Origin of the sequence: Paractinoplanes atraurantiacus, from assembly GCF_900215205.1 — a bacterium.
Classification (GTDB): domain Bacteria; phylum Actinomycetota; class Actinomycetes; order Mycobacteriales; family Micromonosporaceae; genus Actinoplanes; species Actinoplanes atraurantiacus.
Genome location: NZ_OBDY01000008.1, coordinates 317,587 through 341,549 on the forward strand (window position 1 = coordinate 317,587; position 23,963 = coordinate 341,549).

Genomic DNA, 23,963 nt, shown 5'->3' on the forward strand with positions numbered 1-23,963 from the left:
GCCGTGCATGCAGCCCACGTCGAAGCTGGAACGCCGCGTGGTGACCGCCGCCGAGCAGGCCCTTCAGCGGCAGCGGTACGTGAGCCCGCTCGACGTGCTGACCGGCCTGGGCTGGCTGCCGCCGGGCCAGGTCACCGACTGGCGCCAGGGCCGGGCCCCGGTGCTGGAGGCGGTGGCCGCGGTGTCACCGGACCGAATCGCCGACGCGCTCGAGGTGTTCCATCGCTGGGTCCACGCTCGAGGTCTACAGCCGAGCGAGGTGGAGTACGTGGCGGCCACCCGCGACCGCCGCCGGCTGCGCTTCACGGAGGCGGGCGACGAGACGGCGTACCGCACGCATTGGATGGCTCCCGAACTCACGGACAAACAGCGGGAGCGGATGACCACCCGGCAGAGCAAGGCCCCGGACCTGGTCGTGGTGCTGCCGGCCCGCGAGTTCACCTGCACGGCTTGCGGTCTGACCAGCACCGACATGCTGATGATGGAGGACGGCGGCCCGATCTGCCTGACCTGCGCCGACCTCGACCACCTGCTGTTCCTGCCGGCCGGCGACGCCGCCATGACCCGCCGGGCCAAGGCGGCGAGCCGCCTGTCGGCCGTGGTGGTCCGCTTCAACCGCTCTCGCAAGCGCAACGAGCGCCAGGGCCTGCTGGTCGAGCGTTCGGCCATCGAGCAGGCCGAGCTGCAGTGCCTCTCCGACGAGGACGCCCGGGCCCGCCGCCGGGAACGGGACCGCGAGCGCCGGGAAGCGGCCGACGAGGTCTTCCAGCGGGATCTGACCGCCGAGATCCTGCGCCTGTTCCCTTCGTGCCCACCACCCCGGGCCGCCGAGATCAGCGACCACACCAGCCTTCGAGGCTCGGGCCGCGTGGGCCGGAGCGCCGCCGGGCGCTCCCTCGACCCCGACGCGGTGACCAGGGCGGTGATCGCCTCGATCCGCCACGAGGACACGCCGTACGACGACCTGTTGATGTCCGGCGTCCCCCGGGACGAGGCCCGCACCCGGATCCGCGCCACCATCGACCAGCTGCTCGACGCCTGGCGGCGCCCCCTCAACGGCCGGTGACCGTCGCCATGACCCGGCGCAGGGCCGCCTCCTCGGTGGCGTCGGGGGCCAGCTTGCGGAGCTCTCCGGCCGCGTCCAGCTCGGACAGCGCCGCTTTCCGGTCGCCCTCGGCCAGGTGCGCCTCGGCGAGCAGGCGCCGGGCGACCGCCTCCTCGTGGGGATCGGCGACGCTGTGGTGGCGCCGCGCGGCCGACTCCAGATGCTCGATCGCGGCCGGGATGTCGCCCAGCCGAAGGTAGGTGGCGCCGATGTTGGCCAGCGTCTCGCCCTCGGCCTCCCGGTGGCCCCTGTCCCGGAACGAGAGCAGAGCCTGCTGGAAGTGCTTCAACGCGGCGTCGAACTCGCCCGACGACGTGTGGATGCGGCCCAGGGTGTCCGACGCGAGCCCTTCGCCGTAACGGTCGTCCTGGTCGCGGAACTTCTGGAGGGACCATTCGGCCGCCTCCACCGCCTGCTCGGTTCTGCCGGCGGCCAGATAGGTCATGGCGAGGTTGTTCCACGCGTGCGCGACGCGCCGGCGGTCGCCGATGGTGGTGCTCAACCGCAGCGAACGTTCATAGGCGCGCTCGGCGTCGCCGAACTGCCGCCGCTCGGACAGGACACGGCCGAGGTTGATCAGGACACGGGATTCGCCATCGGCGTCGCCCGTCTGCTGGTAGTAGCGCTCGGCCTGCCGCAGGTGGTCCGTCGCCTCGGCCCACCGGCGCAGCGTGCCGTGGGTGATGCCGAGGCTGTTGTGCATCGCCGCGGCGCCGAACTCGTCCCCGATCCGCTCGGCCGCCTCGAGCCCGTGCTGGTACACGGCGAGACCGTCGAGGCCGTCGCCGCGCACCTGGTAGTACACGCCCAGCAGATAGGCGAAGGTCCAGGCCGACCTGTACTCGCCCCGGTCGAGGGCGGCTTTCGTCACGGCGGCCAGGCGGGACCGCTCGCCGTCGAGCAGGGCCAGCGCGGACTCCATCTCCGCCGGCACGAGATCGTCGTGCGGGGGAGTGCGTGGGGTCAGCGGCGGCCGGTGACGGCGGGGCATGCCGAGCCGGCAGACGACCTCGGCGACCGCCAGGTACCAGTCCATCATCCGGTCCGCCGCCTCGGCCCGGCCGGCGGCCGGCTCGTCGGACTCCATCCTCTCGGCCGCGTAGAACCCGACCAGGTCGTGCATCGTGTAGCGGGCCAGTGGTGACTCGTCGACCAGGTGCGCGTCGGCCAGCGAGCCCACGATGCGGTGCGCTTGCGCCGGTGCCACCCCGAGCAGCGCGCCGGCGCCGTGCACACCGACGTCGGCCCCGGGGGCCAGGCTCATCCGCCGGAACAGGCGCTGGGCCTCGGGCGCCAGGCGCAGGTACGACAGGTCGAGCGCCACCCGCACGGTCGCCTGCGAGTCGTCGTCGACGGCCAGCGCGTTCAACCGTCCGCGGCGGAGCTCGCTCACATGGTCACGGATGGCCACCGCCGACTCGTCGCCCACGTTGGCCGCGGCCACGCGCAGGGCCAGCGGCAGCCGCCCGCACGCCTCGGCCAGCTCGGCCGCCGCGACGGGCTCGGCGTCCACCCGGGCCGGCCCGAGCACCGCCCGCAGCAGGTCGCCCGCCTCGACGATCGGCAGCGGCGCCAGCGTGACCCGGTGCGCACCCTCCACCGCCGTCAACCCGCCCAGCCGGTTGCGGCTGGTCACGACGACGGCCGAGGCCGACCCGCCGGGCAGCAACGGCCGCACCTGGTCGACGCCGAACGCGTTGTCGAGCAGGACGAGCATCCGGCGGTCGGACAGCTGGCCCCGGTACGCGGCGGCCGCCTCGTCGACGTCGGCCGGGATGCGCTCCGCCGCCACTCCGAGGGCGCGCAGGAGCTGACCCAGCGCCTCGATCGGCGGGGTCGGCGGGTCGACGGAGAAGCCGCGCAAGTTCACGTAGAGCTGGCCGTCCGGGAAGCGGTCGCGCACGGCGGTGGCCCAGCGCAGCGCCAGCGCGGTCTTGCCGACCCCGGCCGGCCCGACGATCGTCGCGATGACCGGGCAGTGCTCGTCGCGCTCGGCGTCGAGGATCGCCTTCAACCCGGCCAGTTCGGCCGCCCGCCCGGTGAAGTGCCGGGGCGGGGCGGGCAGCTGCGCGCGCCCGGCCGAGGCGGCGACCGGCCCGGCGCTCGTCAACTCGAGGCCGGGGTCGCGGCGCAGGATCGCCTCGTGCATCGATCGGAGATCCGATCCCGGGTCGATGCCCAGTTCCTCGGCCAGCCGGTCCCGGACGGTGTGGTAGACGGCCAGCGCGTCGGTCTGCCGGCCGCTGCGGTACAGGGCCAGCATGAACAGCGACGCCAGCCGCTCGCGGAACGGGTTGCCGGCCACGACGCCGGCCATCTCGACCACCGCCTCGGAGTGGCGCCCGCAGGCGAGATCGGCGTCGAGTTTGGCCTCGACCGTGGCCAGCCGCAGCTCCACGAGGTCGGCGCCGACGCGGTCCCGCAACCAGTCGCTGGCCACGTCGGCCAGCAGCGGACCGCGCCACAGGCCGAGGGCCTCGCCCAGGACGCGGGAGCGGTCCGCCGGATCGGCCAGGCCGGCCGCCGACTCTGTCAGGGCCCGAAAGCGGTGGGCATCGACGTCGCCGGGCGGCACGTCGGCGATGTAGCCGTCGCCCCGGGTGCGCAGCTGGAAGCCGTCACCGCCGTCGCGGTTCGGGTCGAGCAGTCCGCGCAGCCGGGACACATGGCTGCTCAGCGTGCCCCGGGCGTTGGCCGGCGGCTCACCCTCCCAGAGCAGATCGACCAGGCGGTCGATGCTGATCGCCCGGCCCGCCTCGAGCAGCAGCAGCCCGAGCAGGCATCGCTCACGGCGGCGACTGCCCAGGTCGACCCGGTGTCCCGCCCGCAGCACGGCCATCGGCCCCAGCACCTGGAAATCCATGGTGCTGGATATCGTAGCGCCCGGACCCTCTCGGCGGTGGTCCGCCGAGAGAGTCCGGTTGCTGTCAGAAGAGCTGGCACACCGGGCACAGGGCCGCCTTGGCCCAGGGCGGACCGTAGCCGCTCACCCAGGTGCTCGATTTGCCTCCGGTCGCACCCGGGGCGCCGACGGACCAACCGGCATATGTCGAGTGGACGTCTTCGCCGTCCGCGCCCTTGCCCCAGGAGTACTCGACGTCCACCGGCCCGCCGCTGACGCTGCCGTACTTGAACTCGCCCGTCAGGCTGTCCTTCGTCTTGGCGTCGGTCACCTGAATGCCGAGACTGCCTCCACCTCCCATGCCATAGCTTCCCTTCTTCCAGTCGATCGGTCCCTCGTTGTCGGGCGGTGTCGCGCCGGTCGCGGTGATGAACGCGCCCTTGTGATCGATCTGCAGGCAGGCCGAGCCGCTGAGGTTGAAGACGGTGGCCCCGCCGATGGAGCCGCAGATGCCGATCGTGCCCATCGGCTCGGGATCACCCTGGATGGTCATCGCATCCTGGGTCAGAGCCCGGTGGAAGTTCGCCGAGCAACCGCGGCCCATGGACTCGCAGCCGGCCGCGACCCCGCGCACGGCGTTGTTCATCGACCCGTAGTGACCGTCCGCCTTGACCTGCGGCGCCATCGCGTCGGTCGCCTCGGCCAGGGCGTACGGGTCGGGGTGGTCCATCGGGAGCATGTAGCCGTTGATCGTCACCGTGCCGTCGTGGTAGATGACCAGCTGGGTGCCGTTCTTGTAGCTCCGGCCGTCCTTGATGCCGCGCGGGGCCGGCTTGTAGTCGCCCAGGCAGTCCTCCCGGGGGACGTTGCGCGGGCACAGCTTCATCTGCTGCTGCCGCCACTTCTTCTTCTCCCGTTGCACCTGCTGGACGAACTTGTCGGCCGCGCCGCCACACTCGTCCAGGCAGACCCTCATCCCGGACGCGTCACTGCCGGTGACCGGTGTGTTGTTGGCGTACGCGTACCCCTGCCAGCTCTGGGGATCGCCCACGTCCATGAGCGGGTCCACGGCGAGGAACCGTCCCAGGTTCGGGTCGTATTCGCGGGCGCCGAGGTGGATCGTGCCTCCGGCGTCGTGCTCGCCGCCGACATAACCGTACGGGTCGGACCATGCCGCCGACTCGCCGCGCTCGAGGCCGAACGGTGCGAACCGCCGCTGGGTCAGGGCCATGTCGGTCGCCCGGAAGGCGAGCTCGCTGCTGCCCTGATGATCGGTGGCCTGCCAGGACAGCCCGCCGGTGGTGTCCCGGCCGGCGACCGCCCCGGCCAGGTCGTGCTGGTAGAGCCGGGTCGCCGTGACCGCGCCGCCGGTCGTGGCGCGGAACCGCACACCGCCGACGTAGAGGGTCCGGCCACCCGGATCCCGCTGGATCAGGCGCCCGCCCTCGGGGTCGTAGAGGTACGTCGTGGTCGCGCCCTTCTCGGTGACGCCGGCCAACTTGCCCTCGGCGTTCCACGACAGCGTCTGCGTGTCGGTGGCGCCCGGCCGCTTCACGGTGTTCCCGGCCGCGTCGTAGGAGTAGCTGTCGGTCGTGGTCCCGCCTGGCCCGGCCGTCGACAGCGCCGTGACCGCGTGCGGCCGGTCCGCGTCCGTCGCCGGATAGGTGAGGGTCTTCGTCGTGGTGCCGCCGGCCCGGTGCTCCGTCTCGCTGAGGCGGTTCCCGTTGGCCGCGTAGGTGTAGCTGCGAAGGTAGGGCGCGGGACCGCCGGTCGTGGCCGCCGCCGGGTCGCCGGCGCAGTCGCCGTCGGCCGGCGTCCAGGCCGTGGTCAGCCGGCGCACGCCGTCGTACCGGAAACACTGGGTGTCGTCCTGGCCGGCGCCGTACGGGGAGAGCTTGTCGGCGATGGACGTGACGTTGCCGGCGGGGTCGTACTTGTAGAAGGTGTCGGCCGCCACGACCGGCGCGAAATCGGCGAGGACCTGATGCTCGGCGAGCCTTCCGGTGCCGTGCTCGTAGGCCATGTACTGCACGACCTCCTTGCCCGTGCCGCCGCTGGAGTGCACCGCGGCAACCTTTCCGTCGTGGCGGTACTCGGTCTGCGTCACGTAGGTGCTCAGACCGGTCACCGTGTCGGGCAGGCCGAGCGGGGTGTAGCCGTAGGTGAGCGTCTCCGCGGCCAGGCCGCCGAAGTTGGCGGCGCCGGTCTTCGCGGGCAGCGTCCGCGTCGCCATCGATCCGTCGGGGTTGTACGTCTGCGACGTCGTGTACTCGCCGGCCAGCGCTCCCTCGACGGCCGGAATCGTGGTCTTCGTGCCCAGCGGCTGGTACCGCGGGGTGTACTGGGTGACCTCACTGACGTACTGGTTGCCGGACTCGTCCAGGCGCGTGGACGAGGTGAGCTGCCCCTTGGCCAGGGTGTCGAACTTCCACGACGTGAGCAGCCGGCCGTCGGCCGAACCGAGCCGGGTGGCCGTCCGGCGGCCCAGCGGGTCGTAGCCGAAGGCCACGGTCACGCCGCGGGCGTCGGACTCGGTCCGCACCTGGTCGGCGTCGTCGTACGTGTAGGTGACCACACCCTTGTCGGGATCCTCGGCCCGGATCTGCCGGCGGCGCTGGTCGTAGGCGTAACGCCAGGTCGTTCCCGACCCGTCGCGGACCGAGGCCAGGTCGCCCGCCTTGGTGTAGGTCCGTACGGTCTCGTCGTAGGCGCCGGCCGGCATGTTGCCGCGGTACTGCCAGGACTTGACGACCTGGCCGCGGGCGTCGGTCCACTCGGCCGACGCGGTGGCTCCGGCCGGGGCCTCGGTCCGGGTGTGGTCACCGCCGTAGCTGACCCTGGTGCGCCATTTCGCGACCGCGTCGACCTGGAACGTCTCGGTGTCGGTCCGCTCGGCCCCGTCGTAGGTGAGCACGGTCTGCGCCGGCACGGCGGTGTCACCGGTCGGCACGAACAACGCGGGACCCGGCGACGCGGCGTTGAAGTACGGTGGCCGCCGCTTGGCCTCCAGGCCGCGGCTGTCGTACAGGGTCTCGGTGATGACGCGGCCGCCGCCGCTGGCCGGCATCTGCGCCTGCCGCGTGCGCAACAGCCCGTCGTAGAGCGTGTACGAGCGGATGTGGCCCGTGCCGGCCGTGTTCAGTTTCAGGGTCGTGACCACGGTGGGGGCGTCGTTGCGCACGACGTACTCGTAGCCGATGTCGGGCAGGGCGGGACTCTGCCGCCCGGGAAGCCAGACGCCGGTCAACCGGCCGAGGGGGTCATAGGCCAGTTGCGTGGTGCGGTTGTTGGCGTCGGTCGTCCGGGTGGCCAGGCCCCACGCCGGTTCCGTCTCGCTCACCGTGGACCACTGCAGCGGGTTGACGACCTCGGTGCGGGCCAGGGGGCCGCCGGAGGCCGGCGTGTACGTGGTCCCGGTCGTCCGGTCGAGGGCGTCGGTCGTCTCGGTGGGCCGGCCGAGGGCGTCGTAGGCGGTCGTGTTCTGGGTGACATAGGCCGGGCTGCCCCCGTTCCAGCCGGCCAGCCGCTCGACCCGGGTGGCGAGTCCCCGCGTCACCGTGGTGCCCCAGCTGGTGGCGCCGTCGTACCAGGTGCGCACGTCGGAGATGACGTCCTCGGCCCGGTCCGGTGTCGCCGCGCAGTTGACGGCCACCGTCTCCACCCGGGCCAGACTGGTGAGCATCGTCTTGCCGGCATTGGTGGCGTACGTGTATCGGGTGCACTGATCGTCGCTGGTGGTCGCGGTGTCACCCGCGTTGTCGACCCGGTCGATGCGCCCGCTGCGATCGGCCAGGAACGTGTTGGAGGTCCGGGTGGTGCGCCATCCGCGTCCCGCGTCCAGCGCGGTCTTGACGGTGGTGACCGCGGTGTTGACGACCCGCGCCTCGGTGGTGATCTGGTGCAGCGACTGCGTCGCGGTCGGGCCGAACTGGTACGGCTCCTTGAGCGTCTTGCCGATCACCTCGCCCGTGGTGCCCAGGTAGGTGATCTGCTCGCGCAGCTGGCCGGCCAGCCACTCGTGGTCGGTCCACGAGCCGCCGTCGGAGTCGGTGACGGCGGCCGACCGGGTGCCGGAGGCGAGCCGGTCGCCGTTCATGCCGCGGAAGTAGCGGTACTCGGTACGGGATTGAGTGGAGCCGTTGCGGCCGTGGGTCTCGGTGACCGTCTGGTAGCCGCGCCACTGACCCCACGTGCGCCGGTTGGGAAGGATCATCGGATTGTCGTCGGAGTGCCAGGCCGGTGTGTCGTAGCTGTAGTAGGTCACCTGTTCCGGGGCGGCGCCGGTGAGATCCACCGTCGACACCTCCTTGACGACATGCTTGTGGAAGTACTCGAGCTTCGGTGTGCTCGCGCCGGGTGGCATCCACTGCACCGGGAAGCATCGCTTGGTGTTGGAGTCCGGCGAGGCCGGCATGTTGGTGCCCGCCACGCACTCCGTCGGGTAGTACGTCACCGTGACGAGGGCGCCGCTCTCCGAGGTGATGGACGACATCCGGTACCGGATGATGGAGCTCGCCGCGCCGGCCGGGTCCACCCGGTTGGACCCCTGGACCGGGTTGAACTGAACGGGTGGGAGGCACAGCTCGCCGCCGACGAGCCCGCAGTGCTGGAGCTGCTTGAGCCACAGGATCTTCGCGTTGCCGTCGCCCGGGTTCTTGAACTCGTGGGTCAGCCGCCACCGGTCCACGTCCCGCCAGGTCTTGACGCCGTTCGCCACCTGCGTCCTGACCTCGGTCATCTTCTGCGTGGTCCAGAACGTCGGTGAGTACTTGCCCTGGCAGTTCCCGCCGCCGCAGCTCTGATCGAGCGGGACGTCGGGGAAGTTGGCCGGATTGGACTCCACGCACGTCGCTCCGGCCGTGACGCACCGGTAGGCGTAGCCGAACACCACGCGGGCCGGCGCGGTGCCGGCGAAGACGGTGTCGGCCCCGGACTCCTGCCTCGTGCCGTAGGCGATCTCACGGACCCGGCTCGCCCGTACGTACTCCGGGGTGTCGGTCGGGGTCACGTTGCGGGCGTAATGGTTGAGCTCGCGATCGTAGAAGTACGACATCGTGTTGCCCTGCGGGTCGATGACGTAGTCCAGGTTCCACCGGTACCCCTGCCGGCAGCTCGACGCGGCGAACGTCGACTTGTTGCACGGCTCGAGAGCCTGGTTGCCGAACACCGGCATGTAGGAGACGGAGTTCGTCACCGGGTCGGCCGTGCCCGAACGCCAGCCCGGCAGGCGGTTGAGGCCGAAGAAGTACTGCGTCCCGTCGGTGGTGGTGACCTTCCAGTACTCACCGTCCTCGTCACCGTTGTCCGGCCCGTTCAGCCGCTCGACAGTGGATCCGTCGTCGTTGCCCGGCCGCCACACCTTGGCCGTCGCGTCGTAGACCAGACGGCTCGACCGCCCGCCCAGGCTGAGCATCGCGTTCTCACCGGCCCAGCACAGATCGCCGACGTTGGGCTGCCCGTCGTCGGCGCAGGCCCGATAGCCCCGGTCGATGAACCCGGGCTGCCACCCGAAGCCCTCACCGATCTCCGAGGGCTGGGCGTTGGTGGCCGCGCTGAACCCGTCGACCGCCTGGGCCGAGTAGCCCAGGCCGATGCTCGGCTCCGGCCCACCCGGTGCCGGCGGGGTCCGCAGGGGATAGGACCACGTGAAGTCCCCGGCGCTGCCGCCGGCCGACCACGAACCGGACGCCTTGAGGTCGGTCGCCTTGTAGTCGCCGCCGTCCGACGACGGCCCGGCCGCCAGCGCGACCAGCGTCCCGGTCGCCGCGAGATCGACGTCGGCCGTCAGCACACCACCGGCCACGTCATTGGTGGTCGCGAGCGGCGCCGGCCGGCAGGTGGCGGCCTCGGGTGTGGTGAGGCCACACTCGGGCAGGCGCACCAGTCGCAACCGGCGGGCCCAGTCGCCCCCGTACGCCTCGGCGAACTCGCCGTAGCGCACCGCCACCCGGGACCGGCCGGTCTGGGCCACCCCGTCCGCGCGGGCCAGCCGGACCGCCAGGTCGTACCCCGACCGGCGGGAGACCGTGCGGTCGATGAGTTGCGCGTTGACCGAAGCGGGTGCCGCCGCCGCGCCGGCCGCCGACACCGTGACCGGCATCGCGCCGCTCCACACCGGAGCCCGGCCGCTGACCGCCAACTTCGCCGAGACCGGCGACGGCCATCGCACCGACGGCACCGACGTCACGGCCGCTGTCCGGTCCGGTGGAGCCGGGCGCGCCTTGAAGTCGCTGCCGGGCACCGATTTCAGATCGGCCGGGCGGGCCGGGCGGGGCGCGGCCGCGGCCGCCACCGTGGGCGGCGCCACACCGAATGCCGACACCAGCAGAGCCGCCGAGAAGATGATGGTCGGCGAGCGTCTCAACCTCATGTTGTCCTCCCCCGTGGTGGATGTGATCAACCGGAGTACGCCTCGATCTCGGCGAACTGCATGAGCTGCAGATTCGTGCCGGTGACCCGGATCCGGGTCGCGTCGCGAGGCGGGAACGTGAAATGGTGCCCGGCGGCACTGGCCGGGAAGGGATAGCCGGTCCGGCTGACGACGGTCGTCCCGGCGGTGCCGTCGAAGACCTCGATGGTGAAGTCGCTGGGGAAGTTGTTGCCCACGGCGGTCGGGTCGCCGCGCGGGAACAGCACCACCCGGCCGACCCGGCCCGGCTCGGGCAGAACCAGCTCGATCCACTCGGTGTGCGGATTGTCCACGTCGGACCACGAGCTCCACCCGAGACCGCCGGAGACGCCGTCGATGGCGGCCGGCAACGACCAGCCCCAGTCGCTCGGTGCGCTGCTGGACGCCGAGCCGGTCGCACCGAGGACGAGGTTGGCGTCGGCGACGGTGCCGCGCGGGCCGACGGCGCCCCGGTAGGCGAGCACCGGCGGGCCGAACGACCGGCCGGCCGCGCCGAAGGTGTAGCCGCGCAGCTGGAAGCCGGTGCCGACGCGATAGAGCGCGGCGATCCCGGTCGTGCCGGCCGTCGACAGGGCGGTCCGCCCGCCGCACCACGAGCCGGCGGCGCTCGTCCAGGCCCGTCCGGGCGACGTCACGGTGCGGTCGGCGTTGCCGTAGAACGGCATCAGGGTCGCGGTGCAGCCCCCGAGGTCGTACAGGAGGCTGACGTCGCCCCGGCCGTCGGCGTCGAAGTCGCCGGTCACCAGGTCGGCCGCCGCCCAGCAGAAGGCGCCGGCGCCGGAGTCCCATTTCAGCCCGGCCGTCTCGAAGCCGCCGGGGGTGCCGTAGTGCACCCACATCTTGGTCTGGCAGTTCGGGTATTGGTAGAGATAGCCGATGTCCACCCGGCCGTCGCCGTCGAAGTCGCCGGCGAACGTCTTCATGTTGACCCAGTCGGCCCAGCCGGCCGGGTGGGTGTACCAGGTGGCCGGCGCGGCGAAAGTCGGTGCGCCCGGTGAGCCGTTGGCCAGCAGCACCCGTATCGAGAAGGTCGCGTTGCCGTCGTTGTGGATCACCGCGATGTCGGTCCGGCCCGCCGCGTCGCCGTCGAAGTTGCCCGCCACCAGCTTGACGTTGGCGATGTTCCAGCCGGTCAGGATCTGCGCCGGCGCGCCCAGCAGGGCATTGGCGGTCGAGCGCTGGACGGACAGGCGGACGTTCGCGCCGTCCGGCGTGAGGACCGCGACATCGCTGAGCCGGTCGCCGTCGAAGTCGCCCTGAACCGTCCGCGTGGTCGCCACGGGATATCTGACCTCGACGTCCTGCACGGCGGCCGGGCCGGCGAGCCCGTCGCCGCCCGAGGTGGCGTTCCAGCGCCACAGGGTCGCCTGGCCACCGCCGGCGTCGACCGGCAGTGTCACGTCGGCCCGCCCGTCCCCGGTGGCGTCACCCGGCCTCGGCGTGACCGCCCCGGCCGCGTTGGCCCGGAACTGCCGGGCGCCGGGCGCGTCGGGCGCGGTCGGCGCCACCGGCGAGCGGTTGCCGGCGGAGTCGACGGCGACGACCGTGAGGAAGTTCTTGGACAGACCGGAGGCCACCGGCACCAGCGGCGCGGTCGCCCGCCCGTCGAACCCGGCCGGGACCCAGATGGTGGGCGCCGTCTCGATCGACCCGATCCCGTAGTAGTACCCGGTGATGTCCGTGTCGCCGGCGGCCGGGCCGAAGGTCGCCGTCACCGTCGAGCCGATCTGCGCCCCGGCCGGTGGGCCGGCCGGGAACGGGGGCAGTTGCGGGGCGGTGATGCTCGGCTGGCCCGGTGTCCGGTTGTCGACGACGAACCTGCACCATGGCGTGTAGTCGCTGTTGTCGATGCCGTCGAAGGCGCGAACGCGCCACTGGATCGTCTGCCCATCCGGCAGCGACGAGGCGGGCAGGCTCGCCTGGAACTCGTGCGGGGGCGAGACCGACGGGGTGTCCTCCAGGGCCGTCACCGCGGTACCGGCGGTCACGTTCTGCCATTCGAACCGGGCCAGCACGGTCGCGCCGGCGTCGACGTCACGGGCGGTCGCGGCGAAACTGACGCCGTCGGTCGCGTTGACCCGGCCGACGGTGTCGCAGCCGACCCGCTGCGACGTGCCGATCGTGGCCGGCGAGTCCGGCACCGACGGTGGGGTGTTGTAGGTGATGAGCAGCTGCGCGTCGTTGCGGAACCGCTTCCAGCTGCCCGGCATGGTGTTCTCGGCGCCTGCCTTGAGCCCGATGGCGACAGTGGCCCACCGGCCGGCGGCGGCGTCGACGACCGCCGGGTTGACGTTGAAGTCCAGCCAGCCCGGCCCGTTCGCGCATCCGCTGCGCCGGGCGATGTTGACCGCGGACAGTCCACGGCTCCAGGTGCCGGCATGGTTGTTCCAGTTGGTGGCGGTCGAGACGGCGCCGACCTGCCACGCTTCGACCCAGTCGGCGGTGCAGTCCCAGGCGTTCGTCTCCCAGGCCCGGAACGTGGCGCCGAGGATGGTGGTGCCGTGCACCGCGGTCGGCATGGCGAACTCCCAGATCAGTCGCTTGACCTGGTTGCGGTTGCACTGGCTCTCGAGCCGGACGTCGCAGTAGCCGGAGCCCTCGTCGCTCTTGCCGTCGAAGTTGTAGTACTCCTCGTCCGGAAAGCCACTGGAGATCATCGCCCAGTCCTGGCGGCCCGCGTCCACCTGCGGGTCGATGTAGAGCGGCAGGACGGCCGCGGGATCGTCGAGCAGGGCGCGGTCCGGGGTCAGCGTCAGGCCCGGTTCGCCGACCTTCAGCCCGATGCCGGCCACCCGGTCGCCCTCGGCCGGCCCGTCCGGCGACCGCGGCGCGCCGACACCGCCGCTCCCGCCCGACGAGTCCCACATCTTCGGGGCCGGGCTCGTGAAGACGGTCCGGCCGCGCGCGTCGGCGGCCACGAAGCCGCCGCCCTGCGGGGTCAGCGTCAGCGCGGTGTCGACGCCGAAGGTCACCGTGCGCAGCCGGGGAAGCGACTCGCGGGTGCGCACCACCAGCGTCTCGGCGAACCCGTCGGGCCGGGCCGACAGCACCAGGTCGACGCCCGGCAGGACGTCGGCGTACGTCGCCCGCGAGCCGGACAGCACGGGCGCCGGCAGGGTCCACGGGGCCGTCAGCGACAGCGCGCCCCCGGCGGTGGCGATGCGCGCCATGGCGCCGGCGCCCGCGGCCGAGAAGTCAAGGTCGGCCGCCGTCGCCAGCGGCCGAACCCTACCCCCGATGGACCGCAGCGTGGTGTCGACTGCGGCCCACGATCCATCGGTGCCGCGCACGCGCCGCGGCACGGTCGAGGTCTCCAGCGTGTACGAGCCGTTCGGGTTGGCGAAGACCTGGTCCCGCTCCGACCGCCGGTCGAGCAGTTCGACCCGCGACTTGCAGGCCCGGGCCCGCGCCGTCGCCGTGGCCGCGTTCGCCGCGGCGGTGGGACACGCCGCGGCCGGCGCCGCGCCGGCCGGGCCGCCCGGCGCGGACAGTCCGGCGGCCACTGTCAGCGCTACGAGGGCCGCACCCGCGGCGCGCCGTACGGGACCGAACATGCGTGCACTCCTTCGGCCAGGGCCGCACGCATCGGTCGGCGGCGTCCGGTGAGGACGCCATCATGGATCGACCGGTTTGACATTCGTTTGACACGCGGCTCAGGCGAACAAGGCGCGGCCCCAATAGTCGTCCGGGGCGGTCAGGCCCGGCGGGCAGGCGAAGATGCCGCTCGAGACGTGGCGTACGTACTCGTTCATCTCGTCGTTGGCGGCCAGGCTGCGCTGGACCGGGATGAAAGCCTTGGCCGGGTCCCTCTGGTACGCGATGAAGAACAGGCCCGCGTTGAGGCGGCCCAGGCCGTCCGAGCCGTCGACGAAGTTGTAGCCCCGCCGCAGCATCCGGGCGCCCTGGTTGGTGTCGGGGTGGGCCAGGCGCACGTGGGAAGTGGTGGCCAGCAGGGGCTGGCCGTCGGCGCCGACCGAGGTGAAGTCGGGCTCGTCGAACTCGGCGTCGGCGCCCAGCGGGGCTCCGCTGCCCTTGTAGCGGCCGACGATGCCCTCCTGCTCGGTCAGCGAGGAGCGGTCCCACGTCTCGATCAGCATGCGGATCTTGCGGGTGACCAGGTAGGAGCCGCCGGTCATCCAGTCCGGGCCGTCGCCGGGCTGGACCCACAGGTGCTCGCGTAGCAGGTCGGTCTGTTCGGCCTTCAGGTTGCGGGTGCCGTCCTTGAAGCCGAACAGGTTGCGTGGTGTCGCCTGTCCGACCGCGGTTGATGATGTACGGCCGAAGCCCAGCTGCGACCAGCGCACGCTGACCGTTCCCATGCCGATGCGGGCCAGGTTGCGCACGGCGTGGACGGCGACCTGCGGATCGTTGGCGCAGGCCTGGATCGCGATGTCGCCGCCGGAGATCGCCGCGTCGAGGGTGTCGCCGGTGAACCGGGGGAGCGGCTCCAACACCGCGGGCCGCTGCGAGGCCAGGCCGAACCGCTGGAACAGCGACGGCCCGAAGCCGATCGTGATGGTCAGCGACGACGGCGGCAGGCCCAGCGCCTCGCCCGTGTCGTCCGGCGGAGCCTCGGGCTCGCCGTTGACCGCGCCGATCTCGCCGGCATCGCGGCCCGCGGTCATCCGGGCCGCGGCCGCGGTCCAGTCGCGCAGCATCTGGACGAGCTTGTCGCGGTCCTTGGTGATGACGTCGAACGCGACGAAGTGCAGGCGATCCTGCGCGGGTGTCACGATGCCGGCCTGATTCGGCCCGGCGAAGGGCACGACGTCGGAGACCGGCTCGGGGGCGGGGTCGCGGGTCAGGGCGGCGCCGCCGGCCAGGCCGGCCGCGCCCAGACCCACGCCGGCGCCGGCGAGCGTGATGGCTCGCCGGCGCGACATCTTCCAGGGCATGGTCAGGCCTTCTTCGCGACGACCGCGGCCACCTTGCTGATCGGCTCCGCGAGCGCGTTGATCGCGTCCGACAGGGTCTTCAGGTCGGCCTGGGTGAGCTGGTTGTGCAGCTTCCAGCCGTCACCGTCGCGGTACTTCGCGAGCGCGGTGTCGACGTTGGCGAACTCGGTGTCGAGCGTCTTGACCAGGGCCGGGTCGCGCTCCTCGAGGACCGGGCGCAGCGAGGCGATCGCGGCCTTGGAGCCCTCGACGTTGGCGTTGAAGTCCCACAGGTCGGTGTGCGAGTAGCGGTCCTCCTCGCCCGTGATCTTGCCGGAGGCGACCTCGTCGAGCAGTCCCTTGGCGCCGTTGGCGAGCTGCAGCGGCGACAGCTTCTCGGCGTTGGCCTTCTGCACGATCTCCTTGACGTCGGTCAGCAGCTGGTCGGCGATCGGGCCGTCCTTGCTGATGTCCGGCTTCGCGGCCCACAGGTCCTTCTCGATGCGGTGGAAGCCGCCGAACTTCATGCCCTCCTCGGTGACCTCCTCGCGCCCGTCGATGCGGGGGTCGAGGTCGCCGAAGATCTCGGCCACCGGCTCGATCCGCTCCCAGTAGGTGCGGGCGATCGGGAACAGCGCCTTGGCCTCGTCGACCTTGCCCGCCTTGACCGCTGTCACGAACTCGGTGGTCTTGGTCTCCAGGGCGCTGGTCTGGCTCTTGACGTAGCGCGAGTAGCTGGCGGTGGCCTCGGCCAGCTTGGCGTCCTCGGTGAGGGCGGGGGCCGAGCCCGAGACGGTCAGCGCCCCGCGGATGCCCTTGCCGATCATTCCGGGCTTACAGGCCGTCTCGTACGTCCCGGCGGGGAGCTCGACGTGCAGATTGCGCGACAGTCCGGGCGCGATGTTCTCGACCTCGGCCATGACCCGGTCGCCCGGGGCGTACACGTAGAACTCGGTGACCTTGTTGCCGCCGTTGGTGATGGCGAAGACGCTGGTGCCGGCGTCGACAGTGGTCTTGCCGACCTCGCACCCGGTGTCGGTCGCCTTGACCGCGATCGGGCCGCCGGCCGCCTCGTCCGCGCCGGAGTCACCGGAGCCGCAGGCGGCCACGGTGCAGACCGCCGCGACGGCGAGCAGAAGGGGGGGTTTGCGCACGATATCTCCTAGGACTGCGCCGGGGCGGGAACGGCGGCCGTTTTCGGCCGCAGGAACAGGAAGAGAACGGGTACGGCGTAGACGACCCAGGCCGCGACCTCGAGCACGGTGGCCGTCGGCGTCACGTTGAACATGCCGGTGAGCAGCGCGGTGTACCACGCGTTGGGGTCGAGGGCGCCGCTGATGTCGTACGCCAGATCGTTGAGGCCCGGAACGACGCCGGACTCCTGCAGATCGTGGATGCCGTATTTCAGGATGCCGGCGGCGACCAGGATGAGCAGCGTCCCGGTGATGGTGAAGAACACCGTCAGGTTGATGCGCACCGCCGTGGCGTACATCAGATAGCCCAGCAGGACCGCCGTGGCGATGCCACCGAGCAGCGCGTAGAGCGGGCCGCCGTTGACGCTGGCGCCCTGCACCGCCGAGTAGAAGATGAGCGAGGTCTCCAGGCCCTCGCGGACCACGGCCAGGAACGCCATGACGGCCACCGCGATCGAGCCGACGGCCAGGGCGTCGCTGAGCTTGCCGCGCAGCTCGCCGGCCATCGACCGGGCGGCCCGGCGCATCCAGAAGATCATCCAGGTGACGAAGACGACGGCCAGGATCGAGGTGATCGCCTCGAACAGCTCGCGGTGCTCGTACTTCTGCAGCAGCGTGGTCGAGGTGTAGCTGAGCAGCCACCCGAAGCCGACGGAGAGCACCACGGCCAGGCCGGCGCCGGCCCAGACCTGGGGCAGGCGGTCCTTGCGGTCGGCCTTGACCAGGAACGCGATGAGAATGCTGACCACCAATGTGGCCTCGAGCCCCTCGCGCAGGCCGATGAGGTAGGTGGCGAGCATGGAGGGTCCTCTCACTAAGGCGTGCCTAACCTGACTACTACAGACTGTAGATTAGGGAAGGCTGGCCTTAGTGTCCAGGGCCGGTCCGGGTGATCAGTCCTCGTCGGCGCCGGCGAGCAGCTGCCGCAGCAGGTCCTCGTCGCCGGGCTTCAACTCGCCCACGAAACGGCGCAGAACGGTCGCGCGGTCGGTGCCCGCGTCGAGCAGGGAACCCATCTTGCGGGCGGTCACCGAGGCCTCGTCGGTGAGCGGCGCGTAGCGGAACGAGCGGCCGTCCTTGAAGCGTGCGAGCAGGCCTTTCTCGAACATTCGAGTCAAGACCGTCACTACGGTGCTGTACGAGAGGCGGGCTGTCAGCTTGCCGAGAACGTCGCGTGGGGTCAGCGGCTCGGTCGCGGACACCAGGACCCGGAGGATCTCCGACTCCAGCGCGCCGGCCTGGCGGCGCCCGGGCGCCTCTTCGTCGTCGGCGTGCACGAGCGCAGCATACCGAGATCATCTGTGGCTGCTAACTTCTACAGCCTGTAGAAGAAAGGTGAGCACCGATGACGGCGACGCTCGGAAACATCCTCCTGGTGTTTCTGGCCGACCGGCCGGGCACCGCACACGAGCTGCAACAACGCCACGCCCAGACCTTCGGCCGGGAACGCTCGGTCGACATCGCCCGGGTGCTCGCGGCGCTGCGCCGCCAGGAACGCCTCGGCAGCGTCGGCACCGAGGCCGCGTCGCAGCCGCGGCGTCCCGTGGTCTGCTTCCTGACCGACGCCGGATACGCCCGTCAGCGCGCCTGGATGCTCGACGTCCCGCCCGGCATCAGCGGCGAGGACATCATCGTCCGTGTCCTGCTGGCCACCGCGGCGGCCGACCGCGAGACGTTCGACGCCGTGATCGAGTCGTGCCTGACCGCGCTCAAGTCCCAGCGCTCCCGGGTCCGCCGGCAGCCCGTGCTGGAGGCGGGCGGCGCCCTCGCCGAGTACGAGGACACCGTCGCCGCCTCCCTGCAGACGTGGCTGCGGCGCCTGGCCGGCCGCCCCCGCCGGCGCGACGCCGCCGCTTAGCGGCGCTCGAGGGTCCCGCGATCCCACTCGGCCAGCTCGGCGGCGGCCTCGTAGGTCGAGCGCAGGAACTCGGTCAGCGCCGCGTCCGGGTCGGAGGCCTCGGCGACCGCCTCGTACGGGAGCAGGAACTCCCGGATCGTGGTGTCGTAGTGAGCGGCCCGCGGCCGTACGGCGAAATCGTTGTAGCCCTGGGGTTCGGGGTAGGCGTAGGCGTAGAACGCGCCCTCCTCGCCGCCGCCCGGCCAGAAGCCGAAGCTGGCGAGCTCGTGCGAGTACGCCTCGTGCATGACCGAGGGAGGGCAGTTCGGCGCGCCGCCGGGATGCTGCGGGGCGACGCGGCCCGAGAAGCGGGTGTACGCCAGGTCCATCGAACCCCAGAAGAAGTGCACCGGGCTCGTCTTGCCGAGGAACTCCCACCGGAAGCGGCTGAACACCCGCTCGACCTGTTGGAGCTGCCGCCAGAAGAGGCGGGCGGCGTCACCGTCGTACGACTTGTGGGTCTCGTCCTCGGCGAACGGGATGGCCGGGTCGACCTCGTTCGGCACGGGGTGGATGACCGTCTCGACGCCCAGCTCGGCCAGGGCGAGCATGGTCTCGCGGTAGAAGGCGGCGACCGTCTTGGGCTCCAGCGTCAGCGTGCGCGACCGGCCGTCACTGGTGCTCATCCGCAGCACCTGATCGAGAAAGTCGAACTCGATCTCGAACGACCCGTTCCCGTACGGCACGGCGGAGGTGGTCAGCCCGCGCGCACTCGGATAGAGCGTCACATGCCACCAGTGGTTGATCGCCGGCGCGTGCGCCATGCGAACCTTCCCGACGATCTGCGTCCACATCTGCAGTGTGTCGCGCGTCTCCACCCAGTCGGTCACCCGCAGTCGCGGCCACTCACCGTTTCCCATCACCCGAGCCTGCCACATGACCGGGCCCGCGCTCTTCGACGGAAATCACAGCTGGAAGCGGGTGTGAAACCCCGTTCCCCATCATTCGGTACGCCTCGTCGACCTGATCCAAGGGCATTTTCACCAAGCCGGCGAAGCCAAGCCCTGCGGCGTCTGCTGGACTCAGCCCTGCAGACGGAAGCAGTCCTGGGGGTCACGATGATGTCGTTCGGTCAAGGCGGCTCACACCTGAAGGCCGCTATCCGGTTCTGATGCGGGGCGGCTTCCTGCGGCCGAGTGCCTTGGCCAGGTAGCCGCGGAGCAGCAGGCGGCGGACGTCGCGCTTGCGAGGTTCGTTGACGATCACGAAGTCGTCGAAGCGGTGGAAGCCGCGTCGGCCCTTGATGGCGTGGGCGGCGTCTCGGGCTGCGCGCAGCTGGGCGACCGTCATCTGCGGGGCTCGTTCGTCGGGCTGGTAGGTCACGCCGATGGCGTAGTCGCGGCGGGGGCGGCGGCGCATCTCGACGTGGCAGCCCAGCACGTGGGTGACCGGGTGGCTCTCGGCGAACTCGACCAGCTGGTCCATGGTGGAGACGAAGGCCGCGTGGTCGAAGACGTACAACCGGCCCGGAAGCACGGTGTCGCCGGTCAGCAGGAAGCCGGTCCGTGGGTCGAAGACCGTGATCGCCGCCGCGTGGTGACCGGGCGAGTAGAGGATCGTGAGCTCGCGGCCGCCCAGGTCGCACTTCTCCGTGCCGAAAAAGTCGTGGACCGCCTCGGGGGAGTGGCCGACGACGACGGTGTCGGGGCGATCCTCGAACTGGGCGTCGCCCGCCACGTGATCGCCGTGCGGGTGGGAGTGGGCCACCACCAGGCCGTACCCGGGCGACGGGTGACGCTCGGCGATCAGCCGGTCGACGGTCTCGCGCAGCGGCGAGTCCTCGGTGGCGCCGGTGTCCAGCAGCAGCGCCCGCTCGTCGCCGAACAGCAGGAACATGAACGGCGCCTCGTACGTCGCCGTCTTGCTCTGCCGCAGGATCACCGTGTTCTCGTCGTACACGTGGATCTGTATGGGCGGTTCGCCGGTCCGGCCGTGGTTCCAGGCGACATCGAGGGTGCCAGTCACGACGGTCACTGTACGGCCGGACGGCTATCGGCGGGGGCCACCGGCTCGCGTACCCCATCCCCTCAAGTTCCTTCGCTTCCCTTTCGGTCCCCTCCGCTGAAATGGGTCACAAGGGCGGGCGCTCGGTGACACCCCCAACCCCGGGCGCCCGCCCGTTCCAGTCCTCAGCGAGGGAGCCGCACATGACCACCGAAGGCCTGGGCCCCACACCGCGCGGCCCCCACTTCCATTCCCCTTCCATTCCCCACCTCGACCCCGCCTTCTCCCCGCCCGTCTCCACCCCGTCCCGGCGCTGGCCTCTGGTGACGGCCGGCGGCCTGGTCGTGCTCGCTCTGGCCGCCGGCGCCGGCGCCGGCGGCGCGGCCGGCTATCTGACGGGCCGGGACACCCCGCCGGCGGCTGTCGCCACGACCGGCGCCGTTCCCGCCGACCTGGTGGCGGCCGCGGCCAGGGCTCTGCCCGGCGTGGTGTCGGTCCAGGTGGGCAACGGTTCCGGCTCCGGCTTCGCCTTCGACGACCAGGGCCACATAGTCACCAACAATCACGTGGTGGCCGCCGGCGGCCCGATCACCGTCGTCAACGCCGACGGCCGTCGCCTGCCGGCCACCCTCATCGGCACCGACCCCGGCAACGACATCGCCGTCCTGCAGGTGGACCGTTCGGCCGGCCTTCCCGCGCTGCCCCTGGCCGCCCCGCGCACCGTCCGGGTCGGCGAGCCGGTCCTGGCCGTAGGCTCCCCACTGGGCCTGTCCGGCACCGTGACCGCCGGCATCATCAGCGCCGTGGACCGCCCCGTGCGCCTGGGCGACGAATCCGGCCGAACCGCCATACAGACCGACGCCTCCATCAACCCGGGAAACTCGGGCGGCCCCCTGGTGAACGCCCGGGGCGAGGTCATCGGCGTCAACACCGCCATCGCCACCCTCGAGGGCGGCGGCAACATAGGCATCGGCTTCGCCGTCCCCATCGACCGGGCCCGCCAGGTGGCCAGCACCCTGATCAACCGCGGCTGACCCGCACCACGCTGAAAAGGGAGCGACAGCCGGCGTACGCGGGCACTAGCGTCCGGCGGATGCGCGAAGCATTGAGCACTCTCACGTGGCGGCCGCTTTCCCGCGAGGACGCCAAGGCGTCGGCCGATCTGCTCAACGCCATGGAGAGCGTCGACAAGATCGGCGAGTACTACGACGAGCAGGACACTCTCCAGGAGCTGATCGACCCCTATACGGACCTGGAACGGGGGAGCCTCGCCGTCTTCGACGGTGACGTGATGGCCGGCTTCATGAAGACGCGATATCAGGCGACACCGGAGGACGTCCACCGGGTCGTCATGGACGGTGGCGTGGCCCCCGGCTACCGGCGCCGGGGCCTCGGCACCCGGCTGGTGGAGGCCGGGGTGGCGGCGGCCAAGGAGTTGCACGCGCGGCACCATCCGGGGCTGAAGCTGGCCGTCGACATCCACAAGCCCGAGAGCATGGCCGGACTGGCGGAGCTGCTGCGCGGCCAGGGCTTCACGGTGGCCGGCTATTACCAGCACATGCAGCACTCGCTCGGCGACGCGATCCCCGAGACCCCTGTTCCCGACGGGCTGCGTATCGAGCCTTGGTCGGAGGGCAACGACGAGGAGTTCCGGCTGATCCGGAACGAGGCGTTCAGCGAGGACCGGCTGCGCGCGCCGATGACCATGGAGTCCTGGAAGAGCAAGATCACCAACCAGACGTTCCGGCCGACGGTCAGTTTCCTGCTGCGCGACGTGGCCAGCGGGGTGCCGGCGGGCATGCTGGTGACGATGTCCTGGGACGCCGACACGGCGGCCACCGGCATCCGCGACGCGCGCTTCATGCTCATCGCGACGCGGGCCGGCTACCGGAGGCGGGGCGTCGCCGGCGCGCTGATCGGGCACGCGCTGCGGGCCGCGGCCGGCGAGGGCTACGACCGGGCCCTCGTGGAGGCGGACTCGCAGAACCCCTTCCAAGCCCTGAGGGTCTACGAGAAGGCCGGTTTCACCCCTACACTGCGGTTCGTGAGCTGGGCGCTGGAGGTCTGACATCCCGTGACCGTCATCGATCTTGATTCGCCGGTCCGGGCCGCCCCGGCTCAGGGCGCCCGGCGGCGGGTTCTGGGTGTGGTGGCGGTGGCGCTTCTCGTGCTCTTCGGGCCGTCCGGCGAGGTCAAACGGGGTTCGGGCTTCCTCGACGAGGCGATCTGCGACTACCTGAACCGGCTGCCCGCGGGGGCGACCGGGTCGCGGGTCCTCATCGACGAGCGGTCGGGTGAAGTGCAGCAGACCACCACGATCAGCGGGGATTCGTGCGTCACCAGGACGGGCGGGTAGTGCGCGGGGCGCCGCTGAGGGCCAGGATCGCGTAGCCGAAGGCGACGCAGACCGACTGCACCACCAGGACGAAGACCGTGTAGACGAGCGTGGCCTGCCAGTTCGAGGGCTGGTAGTGGATGTCGGACAGGATGATCGGGTCGCTGAAGGTGCGGTGCATGGCGCCGTACCAGATGCCGCCCAGCACGCTGGTGCCGATGTCTCCCACGGTCAGCACGAACCAGAGCAGGCCCCACGGGATCGAGCGGAACGCCTGTTTCAGGACGGGCAGAAAGACCGCGAAGCCGGTCAGGGCCAGGCCCACGACCGAGGCGACCACATAGCCGGCGGCGTCGTCCGCCCTGATCGAGCCGGCGATCGACTGTATGGACAGCCACGCGTCGGTGACGCTCAGGACGAACCCCACGGGAAGAATGGCCCAGGCCAGTCCAGGTCTCACTATTGCCGTCCGAAGAAGAGTGCGAAAACGATGATGATGGCGAGGAAGGCCGACGCGAAACCGACGATGATCGGCAATTTGTGGTCGGCGGCGGAGCGCGGCGGTGGCGGTGTCAGCGCTTCCAGCCGGGCGACCAGGAACTCGGCGCGCCGTACGGCTTCCTCGAGTCTTGTGACCAGCGGATCCATCACTTGTCCCCAAGCATGAAGATCAGAAACAGCCCGACGGCGAAGCCGGCCAGCAGCGCCATGATGTAGGCGTACTCGGGCAGGCCGAGCGTCCTCTCCGACCGGGCGAGGCCGATGTAGCAGAACAGCAGTCCGGCCGCGCTGAAGACACCGAGGAAATAGCCGAGGATGTCGGCCAGATGACCGACAATGTCACCTTTGCCGGCGATTACTGCGTTCATTGCATGGACGATGACACAAGATCGGAATTGGAGGATTCGTACTTTCGGGCTATTGGGGACGGGTCACCCGGTAACCGAAAGTCCTAGAGCGCATCTGACGGATCATCACGCGCTATGACGGTCGATCGTTGGTGTGTTGTGGCTGGTGATCTGACTGATCAGGAGTGGGAGCGGCTGGAGCCGATGCTGCCGTCCATGGCGTTCCAGCGTGGTGGGCGGTGGCGTGATCACCGGCAGGTGATCAACGGGATTTTGTGGCGTGTCGACAACGGCGCGAAGTGGGATCAGATTCCGGAGCGATACGGGCCGGCGAAGACGTGTTATGACCGGTTCGCCCGGTGGGAACAGGACGGGACGTGGGCGCGGATCCTGCAGCGGTTGCAGGCCGACGCGGACGCGGCCGGAGACCTGGACTGGAACGGGCAGGTCGACTCCAGCGTGGTGCGGGCACATCAGCATGCCGCGGGGGCTCGTAAAGGGGGTTGAGCCCGGCGG

General features: G+C 71.2%; 17 protein-coding genes and 1 pseudogene. 6 read left to right on the top strand and 12 right to left on the bottom strand.

The window, feature by feature from the left end:
* The first annotated feature begins 7 nt into the window (after nt 1-7).
* Nucleotides 8-1,066: a DUF2293 domain-containing protein gene (locus CRP55_RS21020; protein WP_097321804.1), complete on the top strand. Its 1,059-nt coding sequence runs from the start codon at nt 8-10 to the stop codon at nt 1,064-1,066.
* Here CRP55_RS21020 and CRP55_RS21025 read toward each other — a convergent pair.
* From CRP55_RS21025 to CRP55_RS21060, 7 genes are all read right to left on the bottom strand, one after another.
* Nucleotides 1,053-3,968, bottom strand: a complete 2,916-nt coding sequence (locus tag CRP55_RS21025) for an AfsR/SARP family transcriptional regulator (RefSeq protein ID WP_097321805.1) — start codon at nt 3,966-3,968, stop codon at nt 1,053-1,055. The two genes, CRP55_RS21020 and CRP55_RS21025, sit on opposite strands and share 14 nt — an antisense overlap.
* Nucleotides 3,969-4,032: 64 nt before the next feature.
* On the bottom strand, nt 4,033-10,317 hold the full coding sequence (locus CRP55_RS21030; protein WP_143234781.1) for an RHS repeat domain-containing protein: 6,285 nt from the start codon (nt 10,315-10,317) through the stop codon (nt 4,033-4,035).
* A 26-nt stretch (nt 10,318-10,343) separates the two neighbouring features.
* Nucleotides 10,344-13,910 (bottom strand): discoidin domain-containing protein, encoded by a 3,567-nt coding sequence (locus CRP55_RS21040; RefSeq protein WP_097321808.1) that lies wholly within the window; start codon nt 13,908-13,910, stop codon nt 10,344-10,346.
* Nucleotides 13,911-14,009: 99 nt separating this feature from the next.
* Nucleotides 14,010-15,251 carry an iron uptake transporter deferrochelatase/peroxidase subunit gene (efeB, locus tag CRP55_RS21045; protein ID WP_245923222.1) on the bottom strand — a complete coding sequence of 414 codons (1,242 nt, stop codon included), beginning with the start codon at nt 15,249-15,251 and terminating at the stop codon, nt 14,010-14,012.
* Between the two features lie 2 nt (nt 15,252-15,253).
* Nucleotides 15,254-16,384, bottom strand: a complete 1,131-nt coding sequence (efeO, locus tag CRP55_RS21050; protein ID WP_438865803.1) for an iron uptake system protein EfeO — start codon at nt 16,382-16,384, stop codon at nt 15,254-15,256.
* Between the two features lie 8 nt (nt 16,385-16,392).
* Nucleotides 16,393-17,223 (bottom strand): iron uptake transporter permease EfeU, encoded by an 831-nt coding sequence (gene efeU / locus CRP55_RS21055; RefSeq protein ID WP_097321809.1) that lies wholly within the window; start codon nt 17,221-17,223, stop codon nt 16,393-16,395.
* Between the two features lie 93 nt (nt 17,224-17,316).
* On the bottom strand, nt 17,317-17,700 hold the full coding sequence (locus CRP55_RS21060) for a BlaI/MecI/CopY family transcriptional regulator (RefSeq protein ID WP_097321810.1): 384 nt from the start codon (nt 17,698-17,700) through the stop codon (nt 17,317-17,319).
* A gap of 68 nt (nt 17,701-17,768) precedes the next feature.
* Between CRP55_RS21060 and CRP55_RS21065 the strand changes: the two genes are divergently transcribed.
* The gene (locus CRP55_RS21065) at nt 17,769-18,281 is read left to right on the top strand and encodes a hypothetical protein (RefSeq protein ID WP_097321811.1); all 513 of its coding nucleotides are present in this window, start codon (nt 17,769-17,771) and stop codon (nt 18,279-18,281) included.
* Here the strand turns inward: CRP55_RS21065 and CRP55_RS21070 are convergent.
* Nucleotides 18,278-19,180, bottom strand: a complete 903-nt coding sequence (locus CRP55_RS21070) for a DUF5996 family protein (protein ID WP_097321849.1) — start codon at nt 19,178-19,180, stop codon at nt 18,278-18,280. The two genes, CRP55_RS21065 and CRP55_RS21070, sit on opposite strands and share 4 nt — an antisense overlap.
* Nucleotides 19,181-19,418: 238 nt before the next feature.
* Nucleotides 19,419-20,285 (bottom strand): MBL fold metallo-hydrolase, encoded by an 867-nt coding sequence (locus CRP55_RS21075; RefSeq protein WP_245923223.1) that lies wholly within the window; start codon nt 20,283-20,285, stop codon nt 19,419-19,421.
* Between the two features lie 182 nt (nt 20,286-20,467).
* Here CRP55_RS21075 and CRP55_RS21080 point away from each other — a divergent pair, with 182 nt between their 5' ends.
* From CRP55_RS21080 to CRP55_RS21090, 3 genes are read left to right on the top strand one after another with little or no spacing between them, the layout of a single operon-like run.
* Nucleotides 20,468-21,298, top strand: a complete 831-nt coding sequence (locus tag CRP55_RS21080) for a S1C family serine protease (protein ID WP_097321812.1) — start codon at nt 20,468-20,470, stop codon at nt 21,296-21,298.
* A 59-nt stretch (nt 21,299-21,357) separates the two neighbouring features.
* Nucleotides 21,358-22,332 (top strand): GNAT family N-acetyltransferase, encoded by a 975-nt coding sequence (locus tag CRP55_RS21085; RefSeq protein WP_218854650.1) that lies wholly within the window; start codon nt 21,358-21,360, stop codon nt 22,330-22,332.
* Between the two features lie 6 nt (nt 22,333-22,338).
* Entirely contained in the window at nt 22,339-22,620 is a 282-nt protein-coding gene (locus CRP55_RS21090) for a hypothetical protein (protein WP_097321814.1), read from the top strand.
* Here the strand turns inward: CRP55_RS21090 and CRP55_RS21095 are convergent.
* From CRP55_RS21095 to CRP55_RS21105, 3 genes are read right to left on the bottom strand one after another with little or no spacing between them, the layout of a single operon-like run.
* Nucleotides 22,601-23,026: a hypothetical protein gene (locus CRP55_RS21095; RefSeq protein ID WP_097321815.1), complete on the bottom strand. Its 426-nt coding sequence runs from the start codon at nt 23,024-23,026 to the stop codon at nt 22,601-22,603. The genes CRP55_RS21090 and CRP55_RS21095 overlap by 20 nt on opposite strands.
* Nucleotides 23,027-23,058: 32 nt before the next feature.
* A complete protein-coding gene (locus CRP55_RS21100) occupies nt 23,059-23,247 on the bottom strand; it encodes a hypothetical protein (protein ID WP_097321816.1) in 189 nt (62 codons plus the stop codon).
* On the bottom strand, nt 23,247-23,468 hold the full coding sequence (locus CRP55_RS21105; RefSeq protein ID WP_097321817.1) for a hypothetical protein: 222 nt from the start codon (nt 23,466-23,468) through the stop codon (nt 23,247-23,249). Before CRP55_RS21105 ends, CRP55_RS21100 begins: the two co-directional genes overlap by 1 nt.
* A gap of 114 nt (nt 23,469-23,582) precedes the next feature.
* Between CRP55_RS21105 and CRP55_RS21110 the strand changes: the two are divergent.
* Nucleotides 23,583-23,945, top strand: a pseudogene (locus CRP55_RS21110) (IS5 family transposase); the annotation flags it as partial.
* Nucleotides 23,946-23,963 lie beyond the last annotated feature (18 nt).